Below are 25,434 nucleotides of genomic sequence, written 5' to 3' on the forward strand. Positions count from 1 at the left end.
CCGGATAACATGTTTACGCTGCCATCCGGTAACGTAACTTACTGTGCAGACGAAGGTTTGCGCGGACGGCGCGGCGGACGAGGCTTATCGCCCGCCGGTTTGCCTTCGCTGCTACGCGGTTTCGCTTTTGGCGCACCGCCATCCTGACGACGCGGCTGCTGCCCACGACCCGCACCACCCTGACCACGACCACCGCCGCCACGCTGCTGACGTCCGTTCTGGATCGGCTCAGCTTTGATTGACGGGTCTGGCTCATAGCCCGGGATCGCAATACGCGGGATCTCTTTTTTCAGCAGCTTCTCGATATCGCGCAGCAACTTGTGTTCATCAACGCACACCAGCGACAACGCTTCACCGGTTGCCGCCGCACGGCCGGTACGGCCAATACGGTGCACGTAATCTTCCGGTACGTTTGGCAACTCGTAGTTCACAACATGCGGCAACTCTTCGATATCCAGCCCGCGCGCTGCAATGTCGGTCGCCACCAGCACACGAATATCCCCGGATTTAAAGTCAGCCAGCGCACGCGTACGCGCCCCCTGAGATTTATTGCCGTGGATCGCCGCACTGCGAATACCGTCTTTGTTCAACTGTTCTGCCAGATGGTTCGCGCCGTGTTTAGTACGGGTAAATACCAGCACCTGCTGCCAGTTACCCTGACCAATCATCTGCGACAGCAGTTCACGTTTACGTTTTTTATCCACGAAATGCACATGCTGAGTCACCTGCTCTGACGCGGTATTACGACGCGCCACTTCAATTTCCAGCGGGTTGTGCAGCAGCTTTTCGGCCAGCGATTTAATGTCGTCAGAGAACGTAGCCGAGAACAGCAGGTTCTGACGTTTTGCCGGCAGTTTCGCCAGTACGCGACGAATATCATGGATAAAACCCATATCCAGCATGCGGTCGGCTTCATCCAGCACCAGGATCTCAACCTGATCCAGCTTCACCGCATTTTGGTGTTCCAGATCGAGCAAGCGCCCCGGCGTTGCAATCAGTACATCCACACCACCGCGCAGTTTCATCATCTGCGGGTTAATGCTGACGCCGCCAAAAACCACCAGCGAGCGAATATTCAGATACTTACTGTAATCACGCACGTTTTCGCCAATCTGAGCCGCCAGTTCGCGGGTTGGCGTGAGGATCAGCGCACGTACCGGACGACGGCTTTTGCCATGCGGCTGATGGGTAATGAGATGTTGTAACAGCGGCAGGGTAAAACCTGCCGTTTTACCCGTGCCGGTCTGGGCGCTGGCCATCAGATCGCGGCCTTCCAGCACGGCAGGGATCGCCTGCTGCTGAATAGGGGTAGGTTCACGGTAACCCTGCTCGGCAACGGCACGTAAAATATCAGGGTTTAAACCAAGGGAATCAAAAGACATAACAACTCCGAACCACCCTGACCGTTACCGGTGTCGTTTTCAGGGAGATACATATAATAGAGATGACAAAAACCACAATGTCATGAAGGGGCGGAGTGTAGCAGTTTTTGTGATATACCGCATAAATTTCCCGCCCACGGAAAATACGTCGACAGACTGGACAAGGTGACGTATGAGTCATAATCTTAATCAATCGATTGATTAAGTTCAGAGTCGCGCAATGAATACACCCACCATGACAACCAAAGGTGAACAGGCGAAAAATCAGCTCATTGCCGCCGCACTGGCGCAATTTGGCGAGTACGGCCTGCACGCCACTACGCGTGATATTGCGGCTCAGGCCGGACAAAACATTGCGGCCATCACCTACTATTTTGGCTCAAAAGAAGATTTATATCTCGCCTGCGCCCAGTGGATTGCAGATTTTATCGGCTCACAGTTTCGCCCTCACGCGGAGGAAGCAGAGCGACTGTTTGCTCAGCCAAAGCCAGACCGGGCCGCGATGCGCGAACTTATCCTGCGCGCCTGCAAAAATATGATCATGCTGTTAACCCAGGACGACACGGTTAACCTGAGCAAGTTTATTTCACGCGAGCAGCTTTCCCCCACCGCGGCTTATCAACTGGTGCATGACCAGGTTATCAATCCGCTGCATACCCACCTGACACGTCTGATCGCTGCCTATACTGGCTGCGATGCCCATGATACCCAAATGATCCTGCACACCCACGCCATACTTGGCGAGGTGCTGGCCTTTCGCCTGGGTAAAGAAACGATTCTGTTACGTACGGGCTGGTCACAATTTGATGAGGATAAAACCGCGCTGATTTACCAAACGGTCACCTGTCATATCGATCTTATTCTGCAAGGTTTAACGCAAAGGAGTCTGGAGTCATGAAAAAACCTGTCGTTCTTGGGCTGGTTATCGCGGTCCTCGTTGCCGTGATTGCCGGTGGAACGTGGTGGTATCAAAGTCGGCAAGATAACGGCCTGACGCTGTACGGCAACGTCGATATCCGTAGCGTCAACCTGAGTTTTCGCGTCGGTGGCCGGCTGGCCTCGCTGGCGGTTGACGAAGGCGATGCCATTACCGCAGGCCAGGTGCTGGGCGAGCTGGATCGCGCCCCGTATGAAAACGCGCTGATGCAGGCGAAAGCCAATGTTGCCGCCGCCCAGGCGCAGTACGACCTGATGCTGGCAGGTTATCGGGAAGAAGAGATCGCGCAAACTGCCGCGGCGGTAAAACAGGCGCAGGCCGCCTATGATTATGCGCAGAACTTTTATAATCGACAGGTAGGACTGTGGAAAAGCCGCACCATCTCCGCCAACGATCTGGAAAATGCCCGTTCATCGCGTGACCAGGCGCTGGCCTCGTTAAAATCCGCGCAAGATAAACTCGCGCAATATCGCAGCGGTAACCGTGTGCAGGATATTGCGCAGGCAAAAGCCACGCTCGAACAGGCTCAGGCTGAGCTGGCACAGGCAGAGCTTAATTTGCATGACACCACGCTGACCTCACCGTCTGACGGCACGCTGCTTACCCGTGCGGTCGAACCCGGTAGTATGCTCAGCGCAGGCGGTACGGTACTGACGCTGTCGCTCACCCACCCGGTCTGGGTTCGCGCCTATGTTGACGAACGTAATCTGAGCCAGGCGCAGCCGGGACGTGAAATTTTGCTCTACACCGACGGTCGGCCGGACAAACCGTATCACGGTAAAATTGGCTTCGTGTCACCTACCGCAGAATTTACCCCGAAAACGGTGGAAACCCCGGACCTGCGTACTGACCTGGTTTACCGTCTGCGTATTGTCGTGACTGACGCAGACGATGCGCTACGCCAGGGAATGCCGGTGACGGTAAAATTCGGTACCGAGGCGCGGCATGAATGACGCCGTCATTACGCTGAATGGTCTGACGAAACGCTTTGCCGGGATGGAAAAACCGGCGGTTGCCCCACTCGACTGCACCATTCATGCAGGCTACGTCACCGGGCTTGTCGGGCCTGATGGCGCCGGAAAAACCACGCTAATGCGGATGCTGGCGGGTCTGTTAAAACCCGATGACGGTAGCGCCACCGTGATCGGCTTTGACCCCATCAAGGACGACAGTGCGCTGCATGCGGTACTGGGCTATATGCCGCAGAAATTTGGCCTGTATGAAGATTTAACCGTCATGGAGAACCTCAATCTCTATGCCGATTTGCGCAGTGTCACCGGCGAAGCGCGAGAAAAAACGTTTGCCCGCCTGCTGGAATTTACCTCGTTGGGGCCATTTACCGGGCGTCTGGCTGGCAAACTTTCCGGTGGGATGAAACAGAAGCTGGGGCTGGCCTGTACGCTGGTCGGCGAGCCCAAAGTATTGTTGCTTGATGAGCCGGGTGTCGGCGTCGATCCCATCTCCCGTCGTGAACTGTGGCAAATGGTGCACGAACTGGCCGGGGACGGCATGCTGATCCTCTGGAGTACCTCATATCTGGATGAGGCAGAGCAGTGCCGCGATGTGCTGCTGATGAACGAAGGCGAACTGTTGTACCAGGGCGAACCAACTCAACTGACGCAAACCATGGCGGGCCGCAGTTTCCTGATGAGCAGTCCGCAGGAAAACAACCGTCGGTTGCTGCAGCGGGCATTAAAACTACCGCAGGTCAGCGACGGGATGATTCAGGGTAAATCGGTACGTTTGATCCTGAAAAAAACAGCCACTGCGGACGATATTCGTCGGGCGGACGGGATGCCGGAGATTAACATCAGCGAAACGACGCCTCGCTTCGAGGATGCCTTCATTGATTTACTGGGTGGTGCCGGTACGTCGGAGTCCCCGCTGGGCGCTATCCTGCATACCGTGGAAGGCACGCCAGGCGAAACGGTGATCGAAGCCAAAGCACTGACCAAGAAATTTGGTGATTTTGCGGCCACCGATCATGTGGATTTTGCCGTACAACGTGGTGAGATTTTTGGCCTGCTTGGGCCGAACGGTGCCGGTAAATCCACCACCTTTAAAATGATGTGCGGTCTGCTGGTCCCCACCTCCGGCAAAGCGCTGGTGCTGGATATGGATCTGAAAGTCAGCTCCGGCAAAGCGCGCCAGCATCTGGGTTATATGGCGCAAAAATTCTCCCTGTACGGCAACCTGACGGTTGAGCAGAATCTGCGCTTTTTCTCCGGGGTCTACGGTCTGCGCGGCCGTGCGCAGAAAGACAAAATTGGGAGTATGAGCGAGGCATTCGGCCTGAAAAGTATCGCGTCTCACGCTACCGACGATCTGCCGCTGGGCTTTAAACAGCGTCTGGCGCTGGCCTGCTCGCTGATGCATGAACCCGACATTCTGTTCCTTGATGAACCCACTTCCGGGGTCGATCCCCTCACCCGTCGGGAGTTCTGGCTGCATATCAACAGCATGGTAGAGAAAGGGGTTACGGTGATGGTCACCACCCACTTTATGGACGAGGCGGAATACTGTGATCGTATCGGGCTGGTGTATCGCGGCAAGCTGATTGCCAGCGGCACGCCTGATGACCTGAAAGCACAAGCAGCCGATAGCGACACGCCGGACCCAACGATGGAGCAGGCGTTTATTACGCTTATCAATGACTGGGATAAGGAGCATACGCATGAGTAGCCACTCTCTCTCCTGGCGGCGCGTGCGGGCGTTGTGCGTGAAAGAAACACGCCAGATCGTCCGCGATCCCAGTAGCTGGCTGATTGCCGTCGTGATCCCGCTGCTGCTGCTGTTTATCTTCGGCTACGGGATCAACCTCGACTCCAGCAAGTTGCGGGTGGGGATTTTGCTTGAACAGCAAAGCAAAGAGGCGCTGGACTTTACCCATACCATGACCGGCTCGCCCTATATTGATGCCACCATCAGCGATAACCGTCAGGAATTGATTGAGAAAATGCAGGCCGGACGCATTCGCGGGCTGGTGGTGATCCCGGTAGATTTTGCCCAGCAGATGGCGCGACCCAACGACGTGGCGCCCATTCAGGTCATCACCGACGGCAGTGAGCCAAACACGGCTAACTTTGTGCAGGGCTATGTCGAAGGTATCTGGCAGATTTGGCAAAAGCAACGGGCGGAAGACCGGGGTGAATCGTTCGAGCCACTGATCGATGTGCAGACCCGGTACTGGTTTAACCCGGCGGCCATCAGCCAGCATTTTATTATTCCCGGGGCGGTCACTATCATTATGACGGTCATTGGCGCGATCCTCACTTCGCTTGTGGTGGCGCGTGAGTGGGAACGTGGCACCATGGAAGCGCTGCTGTCTACCGAAGTCACCCGCGTCGAACTGCTGCTGTGTAAGCTTATCCCCTATTACTTTCTTGGCATGCTGGCGATGCTGCTGTGTATGCTGGTGTCGGTATTTATTCTGGGCGTGCCGTATCGCGGTTCGTTACTGATCCTGTTTTTCATTACCAGCTTGTTTCTGCTCAGCACGCTCGGTATGGGTTTACTGATTTCCACCATCACCCGCAATCAGTTTAACGCCGCACAGGTGGCGCTGAACGCCGCCTTCCTGCCCTCAATTATGTTGTCGGGATTTATCTTCCAGATAGACAGCATGCCGGCGATTATCCGTGCGGTGACTTACATTATTCCCGCACGCTATTTCGTCAGCACGTTGCAAAGTCTGTTTCTGGCGGGAAATATTCCGGTGGTGCTGATTATCAACGTGCTGTTTTTAATCGCTTCGGCGGTGATGTTTATTGGCCTGACGTGGCTTAAAACTAAACGTCGGCTGGATTAAGGGGACTGGCATGTTTCATCGCTTATGGACATTAATTCGCAAAGAGCTGCAATCGCTGCTGCGTGAGCCGCAGACGCGGGCCATTTTGATTTTACCGGTACTGATTCAGGTCATTCTGTTCCCGTTCGCCGCAACGCTGGAAGTCACTAACGCCACTATCGCTATCTATAACGAAGATAACGGTAAACATTCGGTGGAATTAACCCAGCGTTTTGCCCGCGCCAGCGCCTTTACCCATGTTCTGCTGCTAAAAAGCCCACAGGAAATCCAACCCACTATCGACACGCAAAAAGCACTACTGCTGGTGCGCTTCCCGGCAGACTTCTCGCGTAATCTGGATACTTTCCAACAAGCCCCCATGCAGCTCATTCTCGATGGGCGCAACTCCAACAGCGCGCAGATTGCCGCGAATTATCTGCAGCAGATCGTTAAGGCGTATCAGCAGGAGCTGATGGACGGCAAGCCGAAACCGAACAACAGCGAGCTGGTCGTGCGTAACTGGTATAACCCTAATCTGGATTACAAATGGTTCGTGGTTCCGTCGCTGATCGCCATGATCACCACCATCGGCGTGATGATCGTCACCTCACTGTCGGTCGCCCGCGAACGCGAACAGGGCACACTTGATCAACTGCTGGTTTCCCCACTGACGACCTGGCAGATTTTCATCGGTAAAGCGGTGCCCGCACTGATTGTTGCCACCTTTCAGGCCACCATCGTACTGGCCATCGGCATCTGGGCCTATCACATCCCGTTTGCCGGTTCACTGGGTTTGTTCTACTTCACCATGGTGATTTACGGGTTGTCGCTGGTGGGATTTGGCTTGCTGATTTCGTCACTGTGCGCGACACAGCAGCAGGCATTTATCGGCGTCTTTGTCTTTATGATGCCGGCGATTTTGCTGTCCGGATATGTCTCTCCGGTCGAAAATATGCCGGTATGGTTGCAAAATCTGACATGGATAAACCCGATCCGTCACTTTACGGACATCACAAAACAGATTTACCTAAAGGATGCGAGTCTGAAGATTGTCTGGGGAAGTTTGTGGCCGCTATTGGTAATAGCGGCCACTACAGGCTCAGCGGCGTATGCGATGTTTAGACGCAAAGTGATGTAACTTTTTGTCTTTCGCCAACAGCGAGACCACTGCGGGTCCGGCAAGGATCGCCAGCCCCGCCAGCGCCAGTAACACGTTGTTTTGCAGCACACGCGACAGCAGCCACAGTACGATCATTGCCGCACCGAAATACCACGTGGTCGTCAGCTCTTCCAGCACATCAGCCACATCGCGCCAGCGTTGTTCATGGTGACGTTGCAATGCCAGCATTAAGATAACCGTTACGCCATACACGACGCATAATCCCAGGCCGACGTGCACCAGCTTGCCGCTCATCCAGCCCATTACCAGCAACGCCACTACCAGTAAATGCAACACAATCTGCCAGCAACTTAGACCCGTTGCGACACGAACACGTTGTTGCCACCTCATGGCTTTTCTCCTGAAGGATTTTTAACTAATTATTCAGAGTACCGGACTTTACGGAAAATTCCGCAACACCGCATCTTTTTGTGACGGCGACTACACTATTTATTTCGCCACAGAATTCGCGATACGGTCAAAACCCCCGCATCCCGAAGGATGACGGAGAGAGTCAGGAAAGTGACGCCAACGGGAGAATCATGAGCGAATCAGCAGACCGATTTTCATTCAATGTGCTCACCATTAATACTCACAAGGGTTTCACCGCCTTTAACAGACGCTTTATTTTGCCCGAGCTGCGGGATGCCGTCAGGGCAGTTGGCGCAGATATTGTGTGCCTGCAGGAAGTGCTGGGCGCTCACGACGTACACGCACTGCAGATAGAAAACTGGCCGGATACCAGCCACTACGAGTTTCTGGCCGACAGCATGTGGAGCGATTTCGCCTACGGGCGCAATGCCGTGTATCCACAGGGGCATCACGGCAACGCCGTGCTATCGCGCTACCCCATTGAACATTATGAAAACCGTGATGTATCCGTTGGCACGAGTGAAAAGCGTGGTGTGCTTTACTGCCGCATTGTGCCGCCGATGCTTTCCCGCCCGATTCATGTAATGTGCGTCCACCTCGGTTTGCGTGAAGCCCATCGCCTGGCACAGCTCAGCATGCTGGCAAATTGGGTCAATGCCCTGCCCGACGCGGACCCCGTGGTGGTTGCTGGCGATTTTAACGACTGGCGACAACAGGCAAATTATCCGTTGAAGGGCCAGGCCGGTCTTGACGAGATTTTTACTCGCGCTCACGGTCGCCCGGCACGAACGTTCCCGGTGCGATGTCCTCTACTGCGCCTCGACAGGATCTATGTAAAAAATGCTAACGCCAGCACGCCAACCGCGCTGGCGCTGCGACACTGGCGACATTTGTCCGATCATGCCCCGTTGAGCGCGGAGATTCGTGTATGAAAATCGGCTGGCGTGAAGGTAATCAAATTCAGCTACTGGAAAACGGCGATCAATACTATCCCGCCGTATTTCACGCGATTGAACAGGCGGAGCAAAAAATCATTCTGGAGACCTTTATCTGGTTTGAAGATGCGGTTGGGAAACAGCTGCATGCCGCGTTACTCGGCGCTGCCCATCGAGGAATCAAAGCGGAGGTGTTGCTGGACGGCTACGGCTCGCCGGATCTTAGCGACAGCTTTGTCGAAGAGTTAACCGCGGCGGGTATTGTTTTCCGTTATTACGATCCGCGCCCACGCCTGTTCGGGATGCGCACCAATCTGTTTCGCCGGATGCATCGCAAAATTGTGGTCATTGACGATCGCATCGCCTTCGTCGGCGGCATTAATTACTCCGCCGAACACATGTCTGACTACGGACCGGAAGCCAAGCAAGATTACGCTGTGCGTGTTGAAGGCCCAATTGTGGTCGATATTCTTACCTTCGTGCTGGCGAGCCTGCCGGGACAAAGCGCCGTACGCCGCTGGTGGCGACGGCATCACCGGGCAGTCGACAATCATCGCCCCGGCGAAGCGCAGGCGCTGTTCGTCTGGCGTGATAACGAGGAACATCGCGATGATATTGAACGCCATTATTTGAAAATGCTCGCGCAGGCAAAGCGGGAAGTGATTATTGCCAATGCCTATTTCTTCCCCGGTTATCGTCTGTTGCATGCACTACGTAAAGCGGCGCGACGCGGCGTACGGGTAAAACTCATCGTTCAGGGCGAGCCTGATATGCCTATTGTGAAAGTGGGTGCCCGGTTGCTGTATAACTATCTGGTCAAAGGGGGCGTCCACGTCTACGAATATCACCGTAAGCCGCTGCATGGCAAAGTGGCGCTGATGGACGATCACTGGGCTACCGTCGGCTCCAGTAATCTCGACCCGCTCAGCCTGTCGCTGAATCTGGAAGCCAATCTCATTATTCATGACCGCACATTTAACCAGACCCTGCGCGACAACCTGAACCCTATTATTGCGCAGGACTGCCAGCGGGTTGACGAATCCATGCTGCCAAAACGTACCTGGTGGAACCTGACCAAAAGCGTATTGGCATTTCACTTTTTACGCCACTTCCCGGCACTGGTCGGTTGGCTGCCGGCGCATACTCCACGCCTGACTGAAGTGGAGTCGCCGGCACAACCCGCGATCGAAACACAAGATCGCATTCACGCTGAAGATACTGGAGGAAAGACCTGATGGCGAAGTCGGGCGAAAAACCTGCGGGTAAAAAACGAGGAGGCGATGGCTAAATCATCGTGACTTTAGTGCCGGATGCGGCTTAACGCCTTATCCGGCCTACTTTCAAGGCCGGATAAGGCACAGCGCTATCCGGCGACAAGCATTATCGACGATTGCCGAAGATGCGCAGCAACATCAGGAACAGGTTGATGAAGTCCAGATACAGCGTTAACGCACCGAGGATCGCATACTTACGCAGATTCGAACTATCACGCAGGTCGATCTGCTCACCGATGTTTTTCAGCTTTTGCGTATCGTAGGCCGTCAGGCCGACAAACACGATCACCCCAATGTAGGTCACCGCCCACATCAGCGCTTCGCTCTTCAGCCAGAAGTTAACCAACGAGGCCAGAACGATACCAATTAACGCCATAAACAGCATGTTACCCAAGCCGCTGAGATCGCGTTTAGTGGTGTATCCGTACAGGCTCATGATACCGAACATCCCGCCGGTCACCACGAAGGTGCTGGCGATAGACGAGTAGGTATAAACGATAAAAATACTCGATAGCGTCAGCCCGGTTAACGCCGAATAGAGCATAAACAGCGTCGTTGCCATTCCGGCACTGAGCTTTTGCACCATTCCCGACAGGACAAATACCAGTGCCAGTTGCGCAATGATCAGCCCAAAGAAGGTGATTTTGCTGGAAAAGACAAACATCATCACCGCAGGCGTATTCGCCGCGTACCATGCAATAAACGCCGTCAGTAACAACCCACAGGTCATCCAGCCGTAGACCTGCGCCATGTAGGTTTGCAGGCCGGAACGGGCCTGCACAATAGAATCGGATCGTGGGAATCGGTCCATGACAATCTCCTGAGTCAGTATGTGCCTAAACCAATTGTACTCTACCAGCGTTTTGCTGCTTGCTTATCGCTGTCGCGGGCGTCAACCCAACGTTCACCTTCTGGCGTGGCTTCACGTTTCCAGAACGGCGCACGCGTTTTCAGGTAATCCATAATGAACTGCCCGGCATCAAACGCGCTACTACGATGCGCACTGGTCACACCGACAAAAACAATTTCATCGCCCGGCCACAGTTCGCCAATGCGATGGATCACCGTTACCCGTCCCAGCGGCCAGCGCGTACGCGCTTCGTCGACGATTTCCGCCAGCGCTTTTTCAGTCATCCCCGGATAGTGTTCCAGCGTTAATGCCTGCACGCTGTCGCCCAGATTATGATTGCGAACTTTACCGGTAAAGGTGACCACCGCGCCGTCTTCATCGCGCCCGGCAAGCCAGGGGTACTCGTCACCTACGCTAAATGGCGCATGGCCAACAACAATTCGCGTTTCAGCCATTTTAGCCTCCGGTCACTGGCGGGAAGAAAGCCACTTCATCACCCGCCCTGAGAGGATGATCAAAGCTAACCAGCGTCTGGTTTACCGCCGCCAGCAGCTTGCCATCTTCCAGCGCCAGTGCCCAACGATCGCTTTTGCCCGCCAGATGCTGGCGCAGTACTTCTACCGTTGGAAATTCAGCCGTCACCTCTAGCGCATCGGTGTTAACCAGTTCGCGCACCTGGGCAAAGAAAAGAACCTTAATCATGTGCATCCACCTTAAAATCCCCCGACTTGCCGCCACTTTTTGCCAGCAAACGTACCGGACCAATCACCATATCCTTTTGTACTGCTTTGCACATGTCGTAAATGGTCAACGCCGCAACGGAAGCCGCCGTTAACGCTTCCATTTCAACGCCGGTTTTTCCCGTCAGCCGACATAGCGTTTCAATGCGGACACGGTTGTGTTCCGGTTCGGCCTGCAGGTTGACTTCAACCTTGCTGAGCATCAGCGGATGGCACAGCGGGATCAGATCCCAGGTACGTTTGGCCGCCTGAATACCCGCAATGCGGGCCGTAGCGAAAACATCACCTTTATGATGGCTGCCATCGATAATCATCGCCAGCGTTTCACTGCGCATGGTCACGAATGCTTCAGCTCGCGCCTCGCGTACCGTCTCTGCTTTGGCAGAAACATCCACCATGTGCGCTTCGCCAGCGGCATTAATATGGGTTAATTGCGACATACTTATTTCTTCAAATGTGGGTGGAAGTTACACGGACGTGTACGGGCATCGAGCTGCGGCGCAATAATATTTTCCCAGGCAGTACGACACGCTTTGGTCGACCCCGGCATGGCGAAAATCAGCGTTTTATTTGCCACCCCGGCAACCGCACGAGACTGCAGCGTCGCCGTACCAATCTCCTCAAAGGACAGCATACGGAACACTTCGCCGAAGCCTTCGACTTCTCGGTCAAACAGCGGCAGCAGCGCTTCCGGCGCCTGATCGCCTTCGGTTAAACCGGTACCGCCGGTAATGAGCACCACTTGCACATCATCACTGGCAATCCACGCAGAAACCTGGGCGCGAATCGCATAGCGATTCTCTTTGACAATCGCCTTATCAACAATCTGATGACCCGCTTCCAGCGCAGAGTCGCGCAGATAATGGCCGGAGGTGTCATCTTCTTCGCCACGACGGTTGGAAACAGTAAGAATAGCAATGCGTGTCGGGATAAATTCAGCGCTTACCTGACTCATGAGAAACTCCTTTTAGCGATCAGCCGCCAATGTAAGATAAGTTTTGCGTAATACCGGTATTGTTCTGATGCAGGAAATGGGTCTGCTTTTTCTCCAGCAACGCGGCAGAGATACGTTCTTCAAGCGCAGCCTGCTGGGCGTCGTCGGTCAGCAAATCACGCAAGTTCACCCCGCCTTCACCAAATAAACACAGATGAAGTTTACCGACGGATGACACACGCAGGCGATTGCAGGTGGCGCAGAAGTCTTTCTCATAAGGCATGATCAGACCAATTTCACCGGCATAATCAGGATGACAGAAAACCTGAGCCGGACCGTCGCTGCGCTGGCGTAACTGGTGGATCCAGCCGCGCTTAAGCAGTTCATCGCGCAGTACCTGCCCGGAGATATGGTGTTTGCGGAAGAGAGAACTGCCTTCCCCCGTTTCCATCAGTTCAATAAAACGTAGCTGAATCGGCCGTGGTTGAACCCAGGCCAGGAAGGTGTCCAGTTGATGATGGTTTACATCGCGCATCAGCACGGTGTTGACTTTCACTTTTTCAAAACCGGCATCAAAGGCGGCGTCAATCCCCGCCATCACCTGCTGAAACTTATCCTGCCCGGTAATGGCGTGAAACTGACGGGCATCGAGACTGTCGACGCTGACGTTAAGTGCCGTCAGCCCGGCATCGCGCCATGCAGCAGCATCGCGCGCCAGACGATAACCATTGGTGGTTACCGCAATTTGACGGATAGCGTCGTTTTCACGTACGGCAGCAATAATGTCGGTAAAATCGCGACGCAGTGACGGTTCACCTCCTGTCAGACGCACTTTTTCCGTTCCCAGGCTGGCGAACGCACGCGTGACGCGGCGAATTTCATCAACGGTCAGAAAGCCGTTATTAGTCACGCCACCTGGCTTATAGCCATCTGGCAGACAGTAGGTGCAACGAAAGTTACACACATCGGTAATCGACAAACGCAAGTAGTAAAACTTACGCGCGAATGCATCGGTAAGTTGAGAGCCCATGTACACCTTTCCAAATACGGGAGACGAAGTCATTTCTTCCTGCGCCCTGGTGACAATCGTATTCACGTATTGTCACGGCCAAAGCACCGTATCATTTGACCCAGGTGCAGAGGCTAGAGTGTTTATACTCGTCATGCTTCGAGTACATTGTGGTTATGCCGATACTAGCGTGTAAATGACACTTTTGCCATGTACACTTTCGCTGTATAAATATATATATAGCGACATGATCGTGCAATTTCGCTACAGAATAAGCAAAACTCATGGTTTTGCATTGATATACATCATCTTGCTATCAGGTGGATGTCGTCAGAAAGAGGTAGATCGCAGAAAATTATTTTCTGCCGATGGCGACTGGATAATTGCTGGAAACACGCTAATTACGTTACTGTAGCGCCGATCAATTGATATCAGGAATAACTATGCGCACTCGTACGCTGGCAGATCTGGATCGCGTTGTCGCTCTCGGCGGAGGGCATGGATTAGGACGCGTTCTGTCGTCACTTTCCTCTTTAGGTTCACGCCTGACGGGCATCGTCACGACCACCGATAACGGCGGTTCCACGGGGCGAATTCGCCGTTCAGAAGGCGGCATTGCCTGGGGAGACATGCGGAACTGTCTTAACCAATTAATTACCCAACCAAGCGTTGCATCGGCGATGTTTGAGTACCGTTTTGGCGGTAATGGCGAACTTTCCGGTCATAACCTCGGAAATCTGATGTTAAAGGCGCTCGATCACCTCAGCGTGCGGCCTCTGGAAGCCATCAATTTAATTCGCAGCCTGCTAAAAGTTGATGCGCATTTAATTCCCATGTCAGAACTGCCGGTAGACCTGATGGCGCTCGACGATCAGGGACATGAAGTGTATGGCGAAGTAAATATCGACCAGCTCACTACCCTGCCGCAAGAATTAATGCTCTCACCTAAAGTTCCCGCCACGCGAGAGGCGATTGAAACCATCGCGGAAGCGGACCTGATCCTGATAGGACCGGGGAGTTTTTATACCAGCCTGATGCCGCTACTGCTGCTTGACGAAATGGCGCAGGCATTGCGTCGCACACCAGCGCCAATGGTTTATATCGGCAATCTGGGACGCGAACTCAGCCTGCCTGCCGCCAGCCTGACGCTTGCCGATAAGCTGGCTATCATTGAGCAATATGTTGGTAAGAAGGTGATTGATGCGGTGATTGTCGGACCAAAAGTCGATGTTTCGGCCGTGACCGACCGCATTGTGATTCAGGATGAACTGGAGGCCAGCGATATCCCCTACCGTCATGACCGTCAGTTGCTGCATAGCGCGCTGGAGAAAGCGGTGCAGGCGTTAGGTTGAACGTATTTGCCTGATGCGCTGCGCTTATCAGGCCTACAGGTGCGCGTGTAGGCCGGATAAGGGATTTATCCCGCATCCGGCCCCCACTTACGATGCCGCGATAAACAATTCACGCAACTGATGCAACTGGTCACGGATCTGCGCGGCCTCTTCGAACTCAAGGTTCTGCGCATGCTGCATCATCTGACCTTCCAGCTCGTGAATCTTCTGCTGCAGCGCTTTCGGCGTCATGTCCAGCTCAACAATCTCGGATTTCGCCCCGGCACGCGACTTCCCTTTACCTTTCGCTTTGGTCTTCGCAATATTCTGACCCAACGCCAGAATATCAACGACTTTCTTGTTTAGCCCCTGTGGCGTAATACCGTGCTCTTCGTTATACAGTTGCTGCTTCTCGCGACGACGTTCGGTTTCACCAATGGCCTTCGCCATCGATGCGGTAATTTTATCGCCGTAGAGAATCGCTTTCCCGTTGATGTTACGCGCTGCTCGACCGATGGTCTGGATAAGCGATCGTTCCGAACGCAGGAACCCTTCTTTGTCTGCATCCAGAATCGCCACCAGAGAGACCTCTGGCATGTCCAGACCTTCTCGTAACAGGTTGATACCCACCAGCACGTCAAACTCGCCCAGGCGCAAATCACGGATGATTTCCATGCGTTCCACGGTATCAATGTCGGAGTGCAGATAGCGCACCCGCTCGCCATGTTCTTCGAGGTATTCGGTGAGGTCTTCCGCCATGCGTTTGGTCAGCGTCGTCACCAGCACGCGTTCGTTAATCGCCGCACGGATGCGGATCTCAGACAGCAGGTCATCAACCTGTGTCGCCACCGGACGCACTTCAATGACCGGGTCCAGCAGCCCCGTCGGTCGTACCACCTGATCGACCACGTCATCACCGGATTTCTCCAGCTCATAATTACCCGGTGTCGCTGAAACATAAATGGTTTGCGGCGCCAGCGCCTCGAACTCTTCAAACTTCAACGGACGGTTATCCAGCGCCGACGGCAGACGGAATCCATACTCAACCAGCGTCTCTTTTCGTGCCCGGTCGCCGCGGTACATCCCACCAATTTGCGGAATCGTAACGTGGGATTCATCCACCACCAACAGACCATCGGCGGGCAGGTAATCAAACAGCGTCGGCGGCGGCTCGCCCGGACCGCGTCCGGACAGATAGCGTGAATAGTTTTCAATACCCGAGCAGTAACCCAGCTCGTTCATCATTTCCAGATCGAACTGCGTACGCTGGCTTAAACGCTGTTCTTCCACCAGCTTGTTGTTCGCCAGCAGGATTTTGCGGCGCTCCGCCAGCTCGACTTTAATTTCTTCCATTGCCTGCACAATACGTTCGCGTGGCGTCACGTAGTGGGTTTTCGGGTAAATGGTGAAGCGAGAAATCGTGGATTCAACCTGCCCGGTTAGCGGGTCGAACAGCGACAAGCGCTCAACTTCTTCATCAAACAACTCGACGCGCAGCGCGATATCGTCAGATTCGGCCGGAAAGATGTCGATCACCTCACCACGCACGCGGAACGTCCCGCGCTGGAATGCCTGATCGTTACGCGTGTACTGCAGTTCAGCCAGCCGGCGCAGGATCGCGCGCTGGTCGATAATCATCCCCACCGTCAGGTGCAACATCATCTTCAGATACAGATCCGGATCGCCCAGACCGTAGATCGCGGAAACCGAGGCCACCACCACCACATCCCGCCGTTCAAGCAGGGCTTTGGTCGCCGACAAACGCATCTGCTCAATGTGTTCGTTGACCGAGGCATCTTTCTCGATGAAGGTATCAGAGCTCGGGACATAAGCCTCTGGCTGATAATAGTCATAGTAGGAGACGAAATACTCAACCGCGTTATCCGGGAAGAACTCTTTCATCTCGCCGTACAACTGGGCTGCGAGGGTCTTGTTAGGGGCCAGCACCATCGTCGGACGCTGTAAATCCGCAATCACGTTGGCGATAGTGAATGTCTTCCCCGACCCCGTCACCCCGAGCAGCGTCTGATGCGCCAGACCATCCTCCAGCCCTTCTTCCAGGCGACGAATCGCCTCAGGCTGATCGCCAGAGGGTTTAAAAGCGGAATTCAGTTTGAACGGTTTACTCATGAGCAGCTACCTGAAGCAATGGGCGGGCAGGTGTGTAATTTTACTCGCAGCAGTATATTTTGCCAGTAAAATATACTGGATGAAAAAACAGTAACGCACCAGAATATTTCTGTTACGCCCTCAGAATGCCCGTCAGAGCAGGCTAAAATTTTGGCACTGGCGAGATAAAACACCAGTAAAAATGTGTTATCCCCAAACCAATGACTTTTTTAACATTTGTCAAGACGGCAGATGAAAGTTTTATGGCAACGCATGACACTTCCGCGACAGCCATTGCTTTTATCTAACATTCTGTATTTCAATAACTATTCTCTCGAGCCGTCTTTCGCATCAATTTAGTCGCAGGCCGCGTCTTCTCTCGCTTACATTGTGTTTTCTAACTCTAATACACAAGGTTATCCACAGGAATAGTGGATAACTGCCTCCAGCCCGTGCTGACTGCCGCCTGGCAAAAACACCGACTTGCCCTTTTCAGGTGGGATAAAAAAAAATTATCGCCATTTTTTTATATTTATCAGCCAACGAAGCCCGGGAGGCGGTCGAGATCTTGCTCGCATTTTCACCATTTACCTGCCTGCACCATCCCGACGCGACCAGGCACTGGCAGTGTGCGCAAAATTAACCCGGATCGTTAAAATCCAGACATCGTTGCCGGTGGATCACGCTATCCCGCTGTTTTTCGCGTACTTCCCTTTTCTGGCAAGAGATTTGCAATTTTCTTCTGCTCCCCGGCCAGTCGGGCGAATAACTTCATGATGGAGAAAATCTATGTTGAGTCTTCGCGCAGTGAATCACTATTACGGTAACCAGCACACGCTATGGGATGTGGATCTCGACCTGCAGCCCGGCAAGTGTACCGGCGTGCTGGGACTTCCGGGGATGGGGAAAACGACGCTGGCCAATTGCATCATCGGCAATTTGCCTATCGAAAGCGGTACGATGGTCTGGCATCAGGCTGGCGCGCCACCGTGCGATCTGGGTCCGATCCCGGCGGCAAATCGCATTGCGCTGGGTATTAACGCCGTTTCACAAGAGAGACGGATTTTTTCGCAGCTGACGGTCGAGGAAAATCTGCATATTGCGCGCCAGGCGGTTGAAGAAAGCGAAACGATGAACAGCAGCGATATATACCGCCTCTTCCCACAGTTATACAGTCTGCGTCAGACTAAAGGGGGCGTCTTATCAGAGGATGATCAGCACCAGCTCGCGCTCGCCAGCGCGCTGGTGACACGCCCACGCCTGCTGATCCTCGATGAGCCTACGCGAGGCACGGGCCAGGCGTATATCCACAAGCTGGGGAACCTGATTGTGAGGCTAAGCCAGGAGTTGGGTATCGCCATTATGCTCGCAGAGCAAAGCCTGCCGTTTATTCGTCGGGTCGCTGATTGCTATTGCCTGTTACATCGCGGACGCAATGTGGCTCAGGGACAACTGGCGCAGCGCAACGACCCGTTTCTTAACGACTGGATGGCGCCAGAGGCAAAACGCTAAGGTCGAGATAGTGCCCTGTCGTTGCGCGTTCTGGCTCGTCTTCTAGCCAGGGGATCTCCCCCAGTAGCGGGGCCGGAATCGCGCGCTTCAGCGTTGCCATATATTCAGCATGGCGTTTTCCTGGCGGGGTCACATCATTGGCGACCCACCCCGCCAGCGTCAACCCAGCCTGTTGTACCGCTTGCGCAGTCAGAATGGCATGGTTGATGCAGCCAAGCTTGACGCCAACCACCAGAATCACCGGCAGTTGTTCCGTTTGTACCCAGTCAGAATAACTCAGCGTGGGAGAAAGCGGCGTAAACCAACCGCCAGCACCTTCCACCAGCACCCAGTCGGCCTGCATTCGCAGCGACTGTAAACCCGCAGACATCACTGAAGCCAGAATCGGTCGCCCTTCATCAGCGCTGATGATATGCGGTGACGTGGGTTCGGCAAAGGTATAGGGATTAATTGCCGTATAGCTCACTGCCACAGCGCTGTTGCGCTGCAGGGCAAGGGCGTCGGAGTTTCTCAGACCATCTGCCGTCATTTCACTCCCAGAGGCGACGGGCTTATAGCCGACCGTTCGATAACCTAATTGCCCCGCAGCCTGCAGGAGCGCACAGCTGGCAATGGTTTTACCGACCTCAGTGTCCGTCCCGGTGACAAAATATGTTCTGGTCACGTTGAATTACTCCTAAAAAAAGTTGATACGTTAGCGGGTATTTTCCCTGCACAGAGGGCCAGGCTAACTGTAACTGCTGCAGCTGTGAACGGGTCAGTACGCGCTGCTCGCGTCCATCATGAAGATGCGTCGCACCGATCCCTTTGAGCGAGCGCATGGCGCTCAACGCATCGTCAAACCACAGTGTCACCGTATGAAGCTGATACTCGACGTCCCAGCCATGCAGCGCCTTTTCAAGTTGCTCCACGGGCAAAAAACGGTTGGTGTGCTCCCGGTCATCTACCGCTTGCCACGCCTGACGAAGTTCCGGCATCGACCCTTGCGCCAGCGTACTAAACGCCACCGCCCCGCCAGGACGCACCACCCGGTAAAGTTCGTTTAACGCACCACGGAGATCGCTGCACCACTGTACGGCCAGATTGCTCCAGGCCAGGTCAAAAGTGGCGGCGTTTTGTGGGATGGCTTCAATATCCGCCAGCAGATAGTGGTGGGCGGCATTTTGCCGCTGTGCCTCTGCCAGCATTTGTTCAGAAAGATCCAGTGCGCTGACTTCGCTTCCCTGCTCACGCCAGTAGCGACTCATGCGCCCAGGGCCGCACCCCGCATCCAGTACCCGTGCATAATCCCGTTCACCAAGCAGCGCCAGCAAAGCGTCGGCGCTTTGCCACTGTAGCCCGGCATGTTGTTCATAGTGGGAAGCGGCGCGTCCAAATGCGGCAGCAATGGCCTGTTTATTGACCTGCGCCATGCAGCACCTCCAGTAAACGGTCGATATCCTGGCATTCATGCGCCTGCGTCAGCGTCAGCCGTAATCTGGCTGTGCCGACCGGTACCGTAGGAGGCCGGATGGCGGTCACCCAACAACCCTGAGCGCGTAAAGCCTCCGCCAGTTGCAACGCTTTATGGTTATCGCCCACGATCAATGGCTGGATGGCACTGTCTGAATTTGCCAGCGTGAAATCCGGAATATCCAGGCCAGCACGAAAACGTTGGATCAACATAGCCAGTTTTTCCCGGCGTTCATCACCCTCACGACTGCGGATCACTGCCAGCGCAGCACGCAAGGCCTGCGCCTGCGCTGGCGGCATACTGGTGCTGTAAATCAGATGGCGGGCAAACTGCAGCAAATAATCGGCCACGCTGTCAGAACACAGGATTGCCGCACCGCTGACGCCAAATCCTTTACCAAACGTCACCACCAGCAGTTCAGGTTTGACCTGCGAGTGCCAGCACGACCCGCGACCTTCTTCACCAGTGACACCGATACCGTGCGCATCATCCACCAGCAACCAGGCTCCCTGACGTTGCGCTGCGGCATGGATATCCGCCAGCGGCGCGCTGTCGCCATCCATGCTGAACACGCCTTCGGTAACCACTAACTGCTGCCCCGGACAGGGGGCAGACAGCAGACGAGCCAGATGTTGCGGGTCGTTATGGGTAAAACGGCGTAACACGGCGGGACTCAGGCTGGCCGCTTCCAGCAACGACGCATGGCTGAGACGGTCGGCGACAATCCGATCCTCTTTTCCCATCAACGCGGTGATCACCGCCTGGTTGGCAGCAAAGCCGGAGATGAACAGCAATGCTCGTGAATAACCCAGCCATTGCGCCAGTTCGTCTTCCAGCGCCTGATGCGCGATGGAATAGCCGCTAACATGGCCAGATCCCCCGCTACCGACGCCAAAACGTTCAGCCCCCTGCTGCCAGGCGCAGACTATCTGCGGATGGTGACTCAACCCCAGATAATCATTGCTGGAAAAATTCAGATACTGACGCCCCTCGGCCAACAACCAGCGCCCAGCCCCCTGCGTCACCGCATAACGGCGGCGCAGGGCATCAGCACAACGACGCGCCGTTAGCGCATCGTCAATTTTTTGCTGCCAGGTCATACGGTTGCCGCGTTGTAGTAGTCGTCGGTATCCGGGGTGCGCAACGCCTGCTCCAGACGTTGCTGCTGTTCGTTATCCCCCGCCAGCACCGCCGTTTGCTGCGGATTCAGACCGAGTTTGCGGAATAAAAGCAGATCTTTATCTTCGTTCGGGTTCGGCGTGGTCAGCAGTTTGCAGCCGTAGAAAATCGAGTTGGCCCCGGCCATAAAACACATTGCCTGGGTCTGTTCGTTCATCTGCTCGCGCCCGGCGGACAGACGCACGTACGAGGTCGGCATCATGATGCGCGCCACGGCGATGGTGCGAATAAAATCAAACGCATCGACATCGTCGTTATCCGCCAGCGGCGTGCCTTTTACTTTCACCAGCATGTTGATCGGCACGCTTTCCGGCGGCGTTGGCAGATTCGCCAACTGCAGCAATAAACCAGCGCGATCGGTCACCGTTTCACCTAACCCGACGATACCGCCAGAGCAGACTTTAATCCCCGCCTCGCGCACTTTGTCCAGCGTATCAAGTCGCTCCTGGTAGGAACGGGTGGTGATGATATTGCCGTAGAACTCCGGCGAGGTGTCGAGGTTATGGTTGTAGTAGTCGAGTCCCGCACTGGCCAGACGCTGAGCCTGCGTTTCATCCAGCGTGCCCAGCGTCATACAGGCTTCCAGGCCCAGCGCTTTTACACCCTGGACCATCTGTTCCAGATAAGGCATATCACGCTCATGCGGATTCTTCCACGCCGCCCCCATGCAAAACCGCGTTGAACCGGCCTGTTTCGCCTTACGCGCAGAATCCAGAACCTGCTCAACTTCCATCAGACGCTCGGTTTCCAGACCGGTTTTATAGCGTGAACTTTGCGGGCAGTATTTGCAGTCTTCCGGACAGGCACCGGTTTTAATCGACAGCAGCGTACTCACCTGTACCTGCCGCGGATCAAAATGCTGACGGTGCACTTGTTGCGCTTCAAACAGCAGATCCAGCAGGGGTATTTCAAATAATTCGGTGACTTGCGACATTGTCCAGCGAGAAGTGTGAGCCATATTGATATACGTTTCGTTGTAAGTTTGGTGTAGACTCGTAAACCTAAATCTTTTTAATTTGGTTTACAAGTCGATTATGACAACGGACGATCTTGCTTTTGACCAACGCCATATCTGGCATCCATACACCTCTATGACTTCCCCTTTGCCGGTTTACCCGGTGGCGCGCGCCGAAGGTTGCGAACTGATTTTAGCCAGCGGCGAGAGGCTGATTGACGGCATGTCATCCTGGTGGGCGGCGATCCACGGCTACAATCACCCGCAGTTGAACGCCGCGATGAAAACGCAGATTGATGCCATGTCGCATGTGATGTTTGGCGGTATTACCCATGCCCCGGCCATTACATTGTGTCGCCAGTTGGTGGACATGACACCCAAGGCGCTGGAGTGCGTTTTTCTCGCGGATTCAGGTTCGGTTGCTGTCGAAGTGGCAATGAAAATGGCGCTGCAATACTGGCAGGCAAAAGGCGAAGCGCGTCAGCGTTTCCTGACGTTTCGTAACGGCTATCACGGTGACACCTTCGGCGCCATGTCGGTCTGCGATCCCGACAACTCAATGCACAGCCTGTGGAAGGGTTATCTGCCAGAAAACCTGTTTGCGCCCGCCCCGCAAAGCCGCATGGGCGGCGAGTGGGACGAACTGGATATGGTACCGTTCGCCCGCCTGATGGCCGCGCATCGTCACGAGATAGCGGCGGTGATCCTTGAGCCAATCGTACAGGGCGCTGGCGGTATGCGCATGTATCATCCCGAATGGCTGAAGCGTATTCGTAAGATGTGTGACCGTGAAGGTATCCTGTTGATTGCCGATGAAATTGCCACCGGATTTGGTCGTACAGGTAAACTGTTTGCCTGTGAACATGCGGGTATTACGCCGGATATACTGTGCCTCGGCAAAGCGTTAACCGGCGGCACGATGACCCTTTCCGCGACCTTGACCACCCGCCTGGTCGCAGAAACCATCAGCAACGGTGATGCTGGCTGCTTTATGCACGGCCCGACCTTTATGGGTAATCCGCTGGCCTGTGCCGTCGCCTCGGCCAGCCTGTCGCTACTCAACACCGGCGAGTGGCGCTCGCAGGTCGCGGCCATTGAAGCGCAGTTGCGTGAAGAACTGGCACCTGCGGCGGATTCCGACTATGTCGCCGACGTGCGCGTACTTGGCGCCATTGGCGTGATAGAAACCACCCAGCCGGTAAATATGGCGGCACTACAGAAGTTCTTCGTTGAACGGGGCGTATGGGTAAGACCGTTCGGCAAACTCATTTATCTGATGCCGCCGTACATCATCCAGCCCGATCAATTGCAACGTCTGACACAGGCTGTGAACGATGCTGTGCGCGATGCAACATTTTTTAGCGAATAATCAGCGGTAAGCTCTACGGTTTCTGGCTACACTTTTTGGCTAACGAGAGGAGTCAGCATGAAACTAATCAGTAACGATCTGCGCGATGGGGAAAAGCTACCACATCGCCACGTCTTTAACGGTATAGGGTATGACGGGGATAATCTTTCGCCACATCTGGCATGGGATGATGTGCCCGCCGGAGCTAAAAGTTTTGTCGTGACCTGCTATGATCCTGATGCGCCAACCGGCTCCGGCTGGTGGCATTGGGTGGTGGTCAATCTGCCGGCTAATACCCGCGCACTACCGCAAGGGTATGGCTCCGGACGGGTTGCCCTGCCGGATGGGGTCATTCAAACCCGAACAGATTTCGGCAAAGCGGGCTACGGCGGTGCGGCGCCACCGAAAGGCGAAACCCATCGCTATATCTTTACGGTTCACGCGCTGGATGTCGAACGTCTTGATGTCGATGAGAGCGCCAGCGGCGCAATGGTTGGATTTAACGTCCATTTTCATTCGCTCGCCAGCGCATCGATTACTGCGATGTTCAGTTAAGCGCAGCGCCGGATGTCGGCTTCGCCTCATCCGGCCTACAAAGCAGACCGTAGGCCTGATAAGACGCGTCAGCGTCGCCATCAGGCAATTTTCTACAGAAACTCAGGCAACAATTTTAACAACGCACCCTGCGCTAACAGTTCGGTCGCACATTCAATATCCGGGGCGAAAAAACGGTCCTGCGTATAGTGCGCAACCTGCTCACGCAGCGTCTGGCGCGCCTGCTCCAGTAGCGGGCTTGAGGTTAAGCCTTCACGCAGGTCGATCCCCTGACAGGCCGCCAGCCACTCTACAGCAATCACGCCACGCGTATTCGCCGCCATCTCCCACAATCTACGACCTGCTGCCGGTGCCATTGAGACATGATCTTCCTGATTTGCCGACGTCGGTAAACTGTCCACGCTGTGCGGGTGCGCGAGTGCTTTATTCTCGCTCGCCAGCGCAGCTGCAGTCACCTGGGCAATCATAAAACCGGAGTTAACCCCGCCATTTTTCACCAGGAAAGGCGGCAGTTGCGACATATGTTTATCCATCATCAACGCAATACGTCGCTCGGATAACGCCCCGATTTCGGCAATCGCCAGCGCCAGATTATCCGCGGCCATTGCCACCGGTTCCGCATGGAAGTTACCACCAGAAATCACATCGCCTTCTTCGGCAAACACCAGCGGGTTGTCCGAAACGGCATTGGCTTCCACCAGCAACACCTCCATGACCTGACGCATTTGTGTCAGACAGGCTCCCATAACCTGAGGCTGGCAGCGCAGAGAATAGGGGTCCTGCACTTTTTCACAGTTATGATGCGACTGTGCAAGTGCGCTGGAATCGGTCAGCACATGGCGATACAGCGTCGCGGCATCAATCTGCCCGCGCTGTCCTCGTGCCGCATGAATACGGGCATCAAACGGACGACGCGAGCCTAATACCGCTTCAGTGGTCAGCGCCCCGCACACCGTCGCGGAAGCAAACAGCTCCTGCGCCTCAATCAACCCACGTAATGCAAAGGCGGTGGAAGCCTGGGTGCCGTTGAGCAGCGCCAGCCCTTCCTTCGCTTCCAGAGTAATTGGCTCCAGTCCGGCCTTCTTCAGCGCGTCTGTCGCTGGGAGCCATTCTCCCTGCCAGCGCGCCTTGCCTTCTCCCAACAGCGTCAGGGACATATGCGCCAGCGGCGCCAGGTCGCCCGATGCCCCTACCGATCCTTTCGCCGGAATGCGCGGATATACCCCGGCGTTGACCAGCGCAATCAGCGCTTCAATGACGCTCAGGCGAATACCGGAAAAACCACGCGCCAGGCTGTTAATTTTCAGCACCATAATCAGGCGCACCATCGCATCATCTAACGCTTCGCCTACGCCTGCAGCATGAGACAATACCAGCGAACGCTGTAAATTTTGCAGATCGTCAGTCGCGATACGTGTCTGAGCCAGCAGCCCAAACCCGGTATTAATGCCATACGCCGTGCGGCCTTCCGCGACAATGCTATTGACGCAGGCGACGCTGGCATTGATAGCGTCAATCGCACTGGCATCGAGGCTCAGTTGAACCGGCTGCTGCCAGATATCGTGCAACTGCGCAAAGCTAAGGTGGCCAGGCGTTAAGGTAATCGTGTTCAT

General features: G+C 54.8%; 25 protein-coding genes and 1 riboswitch. Of the genes, 11 read left to right on the top strand and 14 right to left on the bottom strand.

Translation table 11 applies throughout. The annotated features are described in order from the left end of the window. Nucleotides 1-38: 38 nt before the first annotated feature. Entirely contained in the window at nt 39-1,382 is a 1,344-nt protein-coding gene (gene rhlE, locus HV261_RS18355) for an ATP-dependent RNA helicase RhlE (RefSeq protein WP_202039076.1), read from the bottom strand. A gap of 220 nt (nt 1,383-1,602) precedes the next feature. Between rhlE and cecR the strand changes: the two genes are divergently transcribed. From cecR to HV261_RS18380, 5 genes are read left to right on the top strand one after another with little or no spacing between them, the layout of a single operon-like run. Beyond that, nucleotides 1,603-2,280: a transcriptional regulator CecR gene (gene cecR / locus HV261_RS18360; protein WP_202039077.1), complete on the top strand. Its 678-nt coding sequence runs from the start codon at nt 1,603-1,605 to the stop codon at nt 2,278-2,280. Further along, complete coding sequence (hlyD, locus tag HV261_RS18365; protein WP_202039078.1) at nt 2,277-3,272, top strand: secretion protein HlyD; 996 nt, start codon at nt 2,277-2,279, stop codon at nt 3,270-3,272. Before cecR ends, hlyD begins: the two co-directional genes overlap by 4 nt. Beyond that, on the top strand, nt 3,265-5,001 hold the full coding sequence (locus HV261_RS18370) for an ATP-binding cassette domain-containing protein (protein ID WP_202039079.1): 1,737 nt from the start codon (nt 3,265-3,267) through the stop codon (nt 4,999-5,001). The genes hlyD and HV261_RS18370 overlap by 8 nt, the downstream gene beginning before the upstream one ends. Further along, nucleotides 4,994-6,127, top strand: coding sequence for an ABC transporter permease (locus HV261_RS18375; RefSeq protein ID WP_121584394.1), 1,134 nt, complete (start codon nt 4,994-4,996; stop codon nt 6,125-6,127). The genes HV261_RS18370 and HV261_RS18375 overlap by 8 nt, the downstream gene beginning before the upstream one ends. A 10-nt stretch (nt 6,128-6,137) precedes the next feature. Further along, nucleotides 6,138-7,244 (top strand): ABC transporter permease, encoded by a 1,107-nt coding sequence (locus tag HV261_RS18380; protein WP_202039080.1) that lies wholly within the window; start codon nt 6,138-6,140, stop codon nt 7,242-7,244. On the opposite strand, the gene HV261_RS18385 is transcribed toward HV261_RS18380, so the two are convergent. Next, nucleotides 7,206-7,616, bottom strand: coding sequence for a YbhQ family protein (locus HV261_RS18385; protein ID WP_048212208.1), 411 nt, complete (start codon nt 7,614-7,616; stop codon nt 7,206-7,208). The genes HV261_RS18380 and HV261_RS18385 overlap by 39 nt on opposite strands. Before the next feature lie 191 nt (nt 7,617-7,807). On the opposite strand from HV261_RS18385, the gene HV261_RS18390 reads away from it, so the two are divergent. Next, entirely contained in the window at nt 7,808-8,569 is a 762-nt protein-coding gene (locus HV261_RS18390; RefSeq protein ID WP_202039081.1) for an endonuclease/exonuclease/phosphatase family protein, read from the top strand. Then, on the top strand, nt 8,566-9,807 hold the full coding sequence (clsB, locus tag HV261_RS18395; protein ID WP_202039082.1) for a cardiolipin synthase ClsB: 1,242 nt from the start codon (nt 8,566-8,568) through the stop codon (nt 9,805-9,807). The genes HV261_RS18390 and clsB overlap by 4 nt, the downstream gene beginning before the upstream one ends. 145 nt (nt 9,808-9,952) lie before the next feature. On the opposite strand, the gene HV261_RS18400 is transcribed toward clsB, so the two are convergent. The 6 genes from HV261_RS18400 to moaA all read right to left on the bottom strand — a co-directional run bounded on the left by HV261_RS18400 (nt 9,953) and on the right by moaA (nt 13,400). After that, complete coding sequence (locus tag HV261_RS18400) at nt 9,953-10,657, bottom strand: Bax inhibitor-1/YccA family protein (protein WP_137384338.1); 705 nt, start codon at nt 10,655-10,657, stop codon at nt 9,953-9,955. 41 nt (nt 10,658-10,698) lie between these two features. Then, a complete protein-coding gene (moaE, locus tag HV261_RS18405; RefSeq protein WP_137384339.1) occupies nt 10,699-11,151 on the bottom strand; it encodes a molybdopterin synthase catalytic subunit MoaE in 453 nt (150 codons plus the stop codon). A 1-nt stretch (nt 11,152) separates the two neighbouring features. Then, complete coding sequence (gene moaD / locus HV261_RS18410; protein ID WP_202039083.1) at nt 11,153-11,398, bottom strand: molybdopterin synthase sulfur carrier subunit; 246 nt, start codon at nt 11,396-11,398, stop codon at nt 11,153-11,155. Next, a complete protein-coding gene (gene moaC / locus HV261_RS18415; RefSeq protein ID WP_137384341.1) occupies nt 11,391-11,876 on the bottom strand; it encodes a cyclic pyranopterin monophosphate synthase MoaC in 486 nt (161 codons plus the stop codon). Before moaC ends, moaD begins: the two co-directional genes overlap by 8 nt. A 2-nt stretch (nt 11,877-11,878) precedes the next feature. Continuing rightward, on the bottom strand, nt 11,879-12,391 hold the full coding sequence (gene moaB, locus HV261_RS18420; protein ID WP_048212213.1) for a molybdenum cofactor biosynthesis protein B: 513 nt from the start codon (nt 12,389-12,391) through the stop codon (nt 11,879-11,881). 19 nt (nt 12,392-12,410) lie between these two features. Beyond that, nucleotides 12,411-13,400, bottom strand: coding sequence for a GTP 3',8-cyclase MoaA (gene moaA, locus HV261_RS18425; protein ID WP_115602345.1), 990 nt, complete (start codon nt 13,398-13,400; stop codon nt 12,411-12,413). Then, a riboswitch (molybdenum cofactor riboswitch) is annotated at nt 13,388-13,533 on the bottom strand. Its footprint overlaps the gene before it by 13 nt. Before the next feature lie 289 nt (nt 13,534-13,822). Here moaA and yvcK point away from each other — a divergent pair. Then, nucleotides 13,823-14,731: a uridine diphosphate-N-acetylglucosamine-binding protein YvcK gene (yvcK, locus tag HV261_RS18430; RefSeq protein ID WP_101741867.1), complete on the top strand. Its 909-nt coding sequence runs from the start codon at nt 13,823-13,825 to the stop codon at nt 14,729-14,731. Between the two features lie 87 nt (nt 14,732-14,818). Here yvcK and uvrB read toward each other — a convergent pair whose 3' ends face one another. Beyond that, on the bottom strand, nt 14,819-16,840 hold the full coding sequence (gene uvrB / locus HV261_RS18435; protein ID WP_202039084.1) for an excinuclease ABC subunit UvrB: 2,022 nt from the start codon (nt 16,838-16,840) through the stop codon (nt 14,819-14,821). A gap of 768 nt (nt 16,841-17,608) precedes the next feature. On the opposite strand from uvrB, the gene HV261_RS18440 reads away from it, so the two are divergent. Then, a complete protein-coding gene (locus HV261_RS18440; RefSeq protein ID WP_202039085.1) occupies nt 17,609-18,331 on the top strand; it encodes an ABC transporter ATP-binding protein in 723 nt (240 codons plus the stop codon). Here the strand turns inward: HV261_RS18440 and bioD are convergent. From bioD to bioB, 4 genes are read right to left on the bottom strand one after another with little or no spacing between them, the layout of a single operon-like run. Further along, nucleotides 18,297-18,995, bottom strand: coding sequence for a dethiobiotin synthase (gene bioD, locus HV261_RS18445; RefSeq protein ID WP_202039086.1), 699 nt, complete (start codon nt 18,993-18,995; stop codon nt 18,297-18,299). The two genes, HV261_RS18440 and bioD, sit on opposite strands and share 35 nt — an antisense overlap. Then, nucleotides 18,958-19,743 carry a malonyl-ACP O-methyltransferase BioC gene (bioC, locus tag HV261_RS18450; protein WP_202039087.1) on the bottom strand — a complete coding sequence of 262 codons (786 nt, stop codon included), beginning with the start codon at nt 19,741-19,743 and terminating at the stop codon, nt 18,958-18,960. The genes bioD and bioC overlap by 38 nt, the downstream gene beginning before the upstream one ends. Further along, entirely contained in the window at nt 19,727-20,884 is a 1,158-nt protein-coding gene (bioF, locus tag HV261_RS18455) for an 8-amino-7-oxononanoate synthase (protein WP_202039088.1), read from the bottom strand. The genes bioC and bioF overlap by 17 nt, the downstream gene beginning before the upstream one ends. Further along, nucleotides 20,881-21,921 carry a biotin synthase BioB gene (gene bioB, locus HV261_RS18460; RefSeq protein ID WP_202039089.1) on the bottom strand — a complete coding sequence of 347 codons (1,041 nt, stop codon included), beginning with the start codon at nt 21,919-21,921 and terminating at the stop codon, nt 20,881-20,883. The genes bioF and bioB overlap by 4 nt, the downstream gene beginning before the upstream one ends. 76 nt (nt 21,922-21,997) lie before the next feature. Between bioB and bioA the strand changes: the two genes are divergently transcribed. Together bioA and HV261_RS18470 are read left to right on the top strand one after the other, a co-directional pair. Then, nucleotides 21,998-23,287, top strand: a complete 1,290-nt coding sequence (bioA, locus tag HV261_RS18465; RefSeq protein WP_202039090.1) for an adenosylmethionine--8-amino-7-oxononanoate transaminase — start codon at nt 21,998-22,000, stop codon at nt 23,285-23,287. 57 nt (nt 23,288-23,344) lie between these two features. After that, entirely contained in the window at nt 23,345-23,821 is a 477-nt protein-coding gene (locus HV261_RS18470) for a kinase inhibitor (RefSeq protein WP_202039091.1), read from the top strand. Between the two features lie 92 nt (nt 23,822-23,913). Here the strand turns inward: HV261_RS18470 and hutH are convergent, their stop codons facing one another. After that, nucleotides 23,914-25,434 (bottom strand): histidine ammonia-lyase, encoded by a 1,521-nt coding sequence (gene hutH, locus HV261_RS18475; RefSeq protein WP_202039092.1) that lies wholly within the window; start codon nt 25,432-25,434, stop codon nt 23,914-23,916.

This window comes from Citrobacter sp. RHBSTW-00671 (assembly GCF_014103415.1).
Lineage (GTDB): Bacteria > Pseudomonadota > Gammaproteobacteria > Enterobacterales > Enterobacteriaceae > Citrobacter.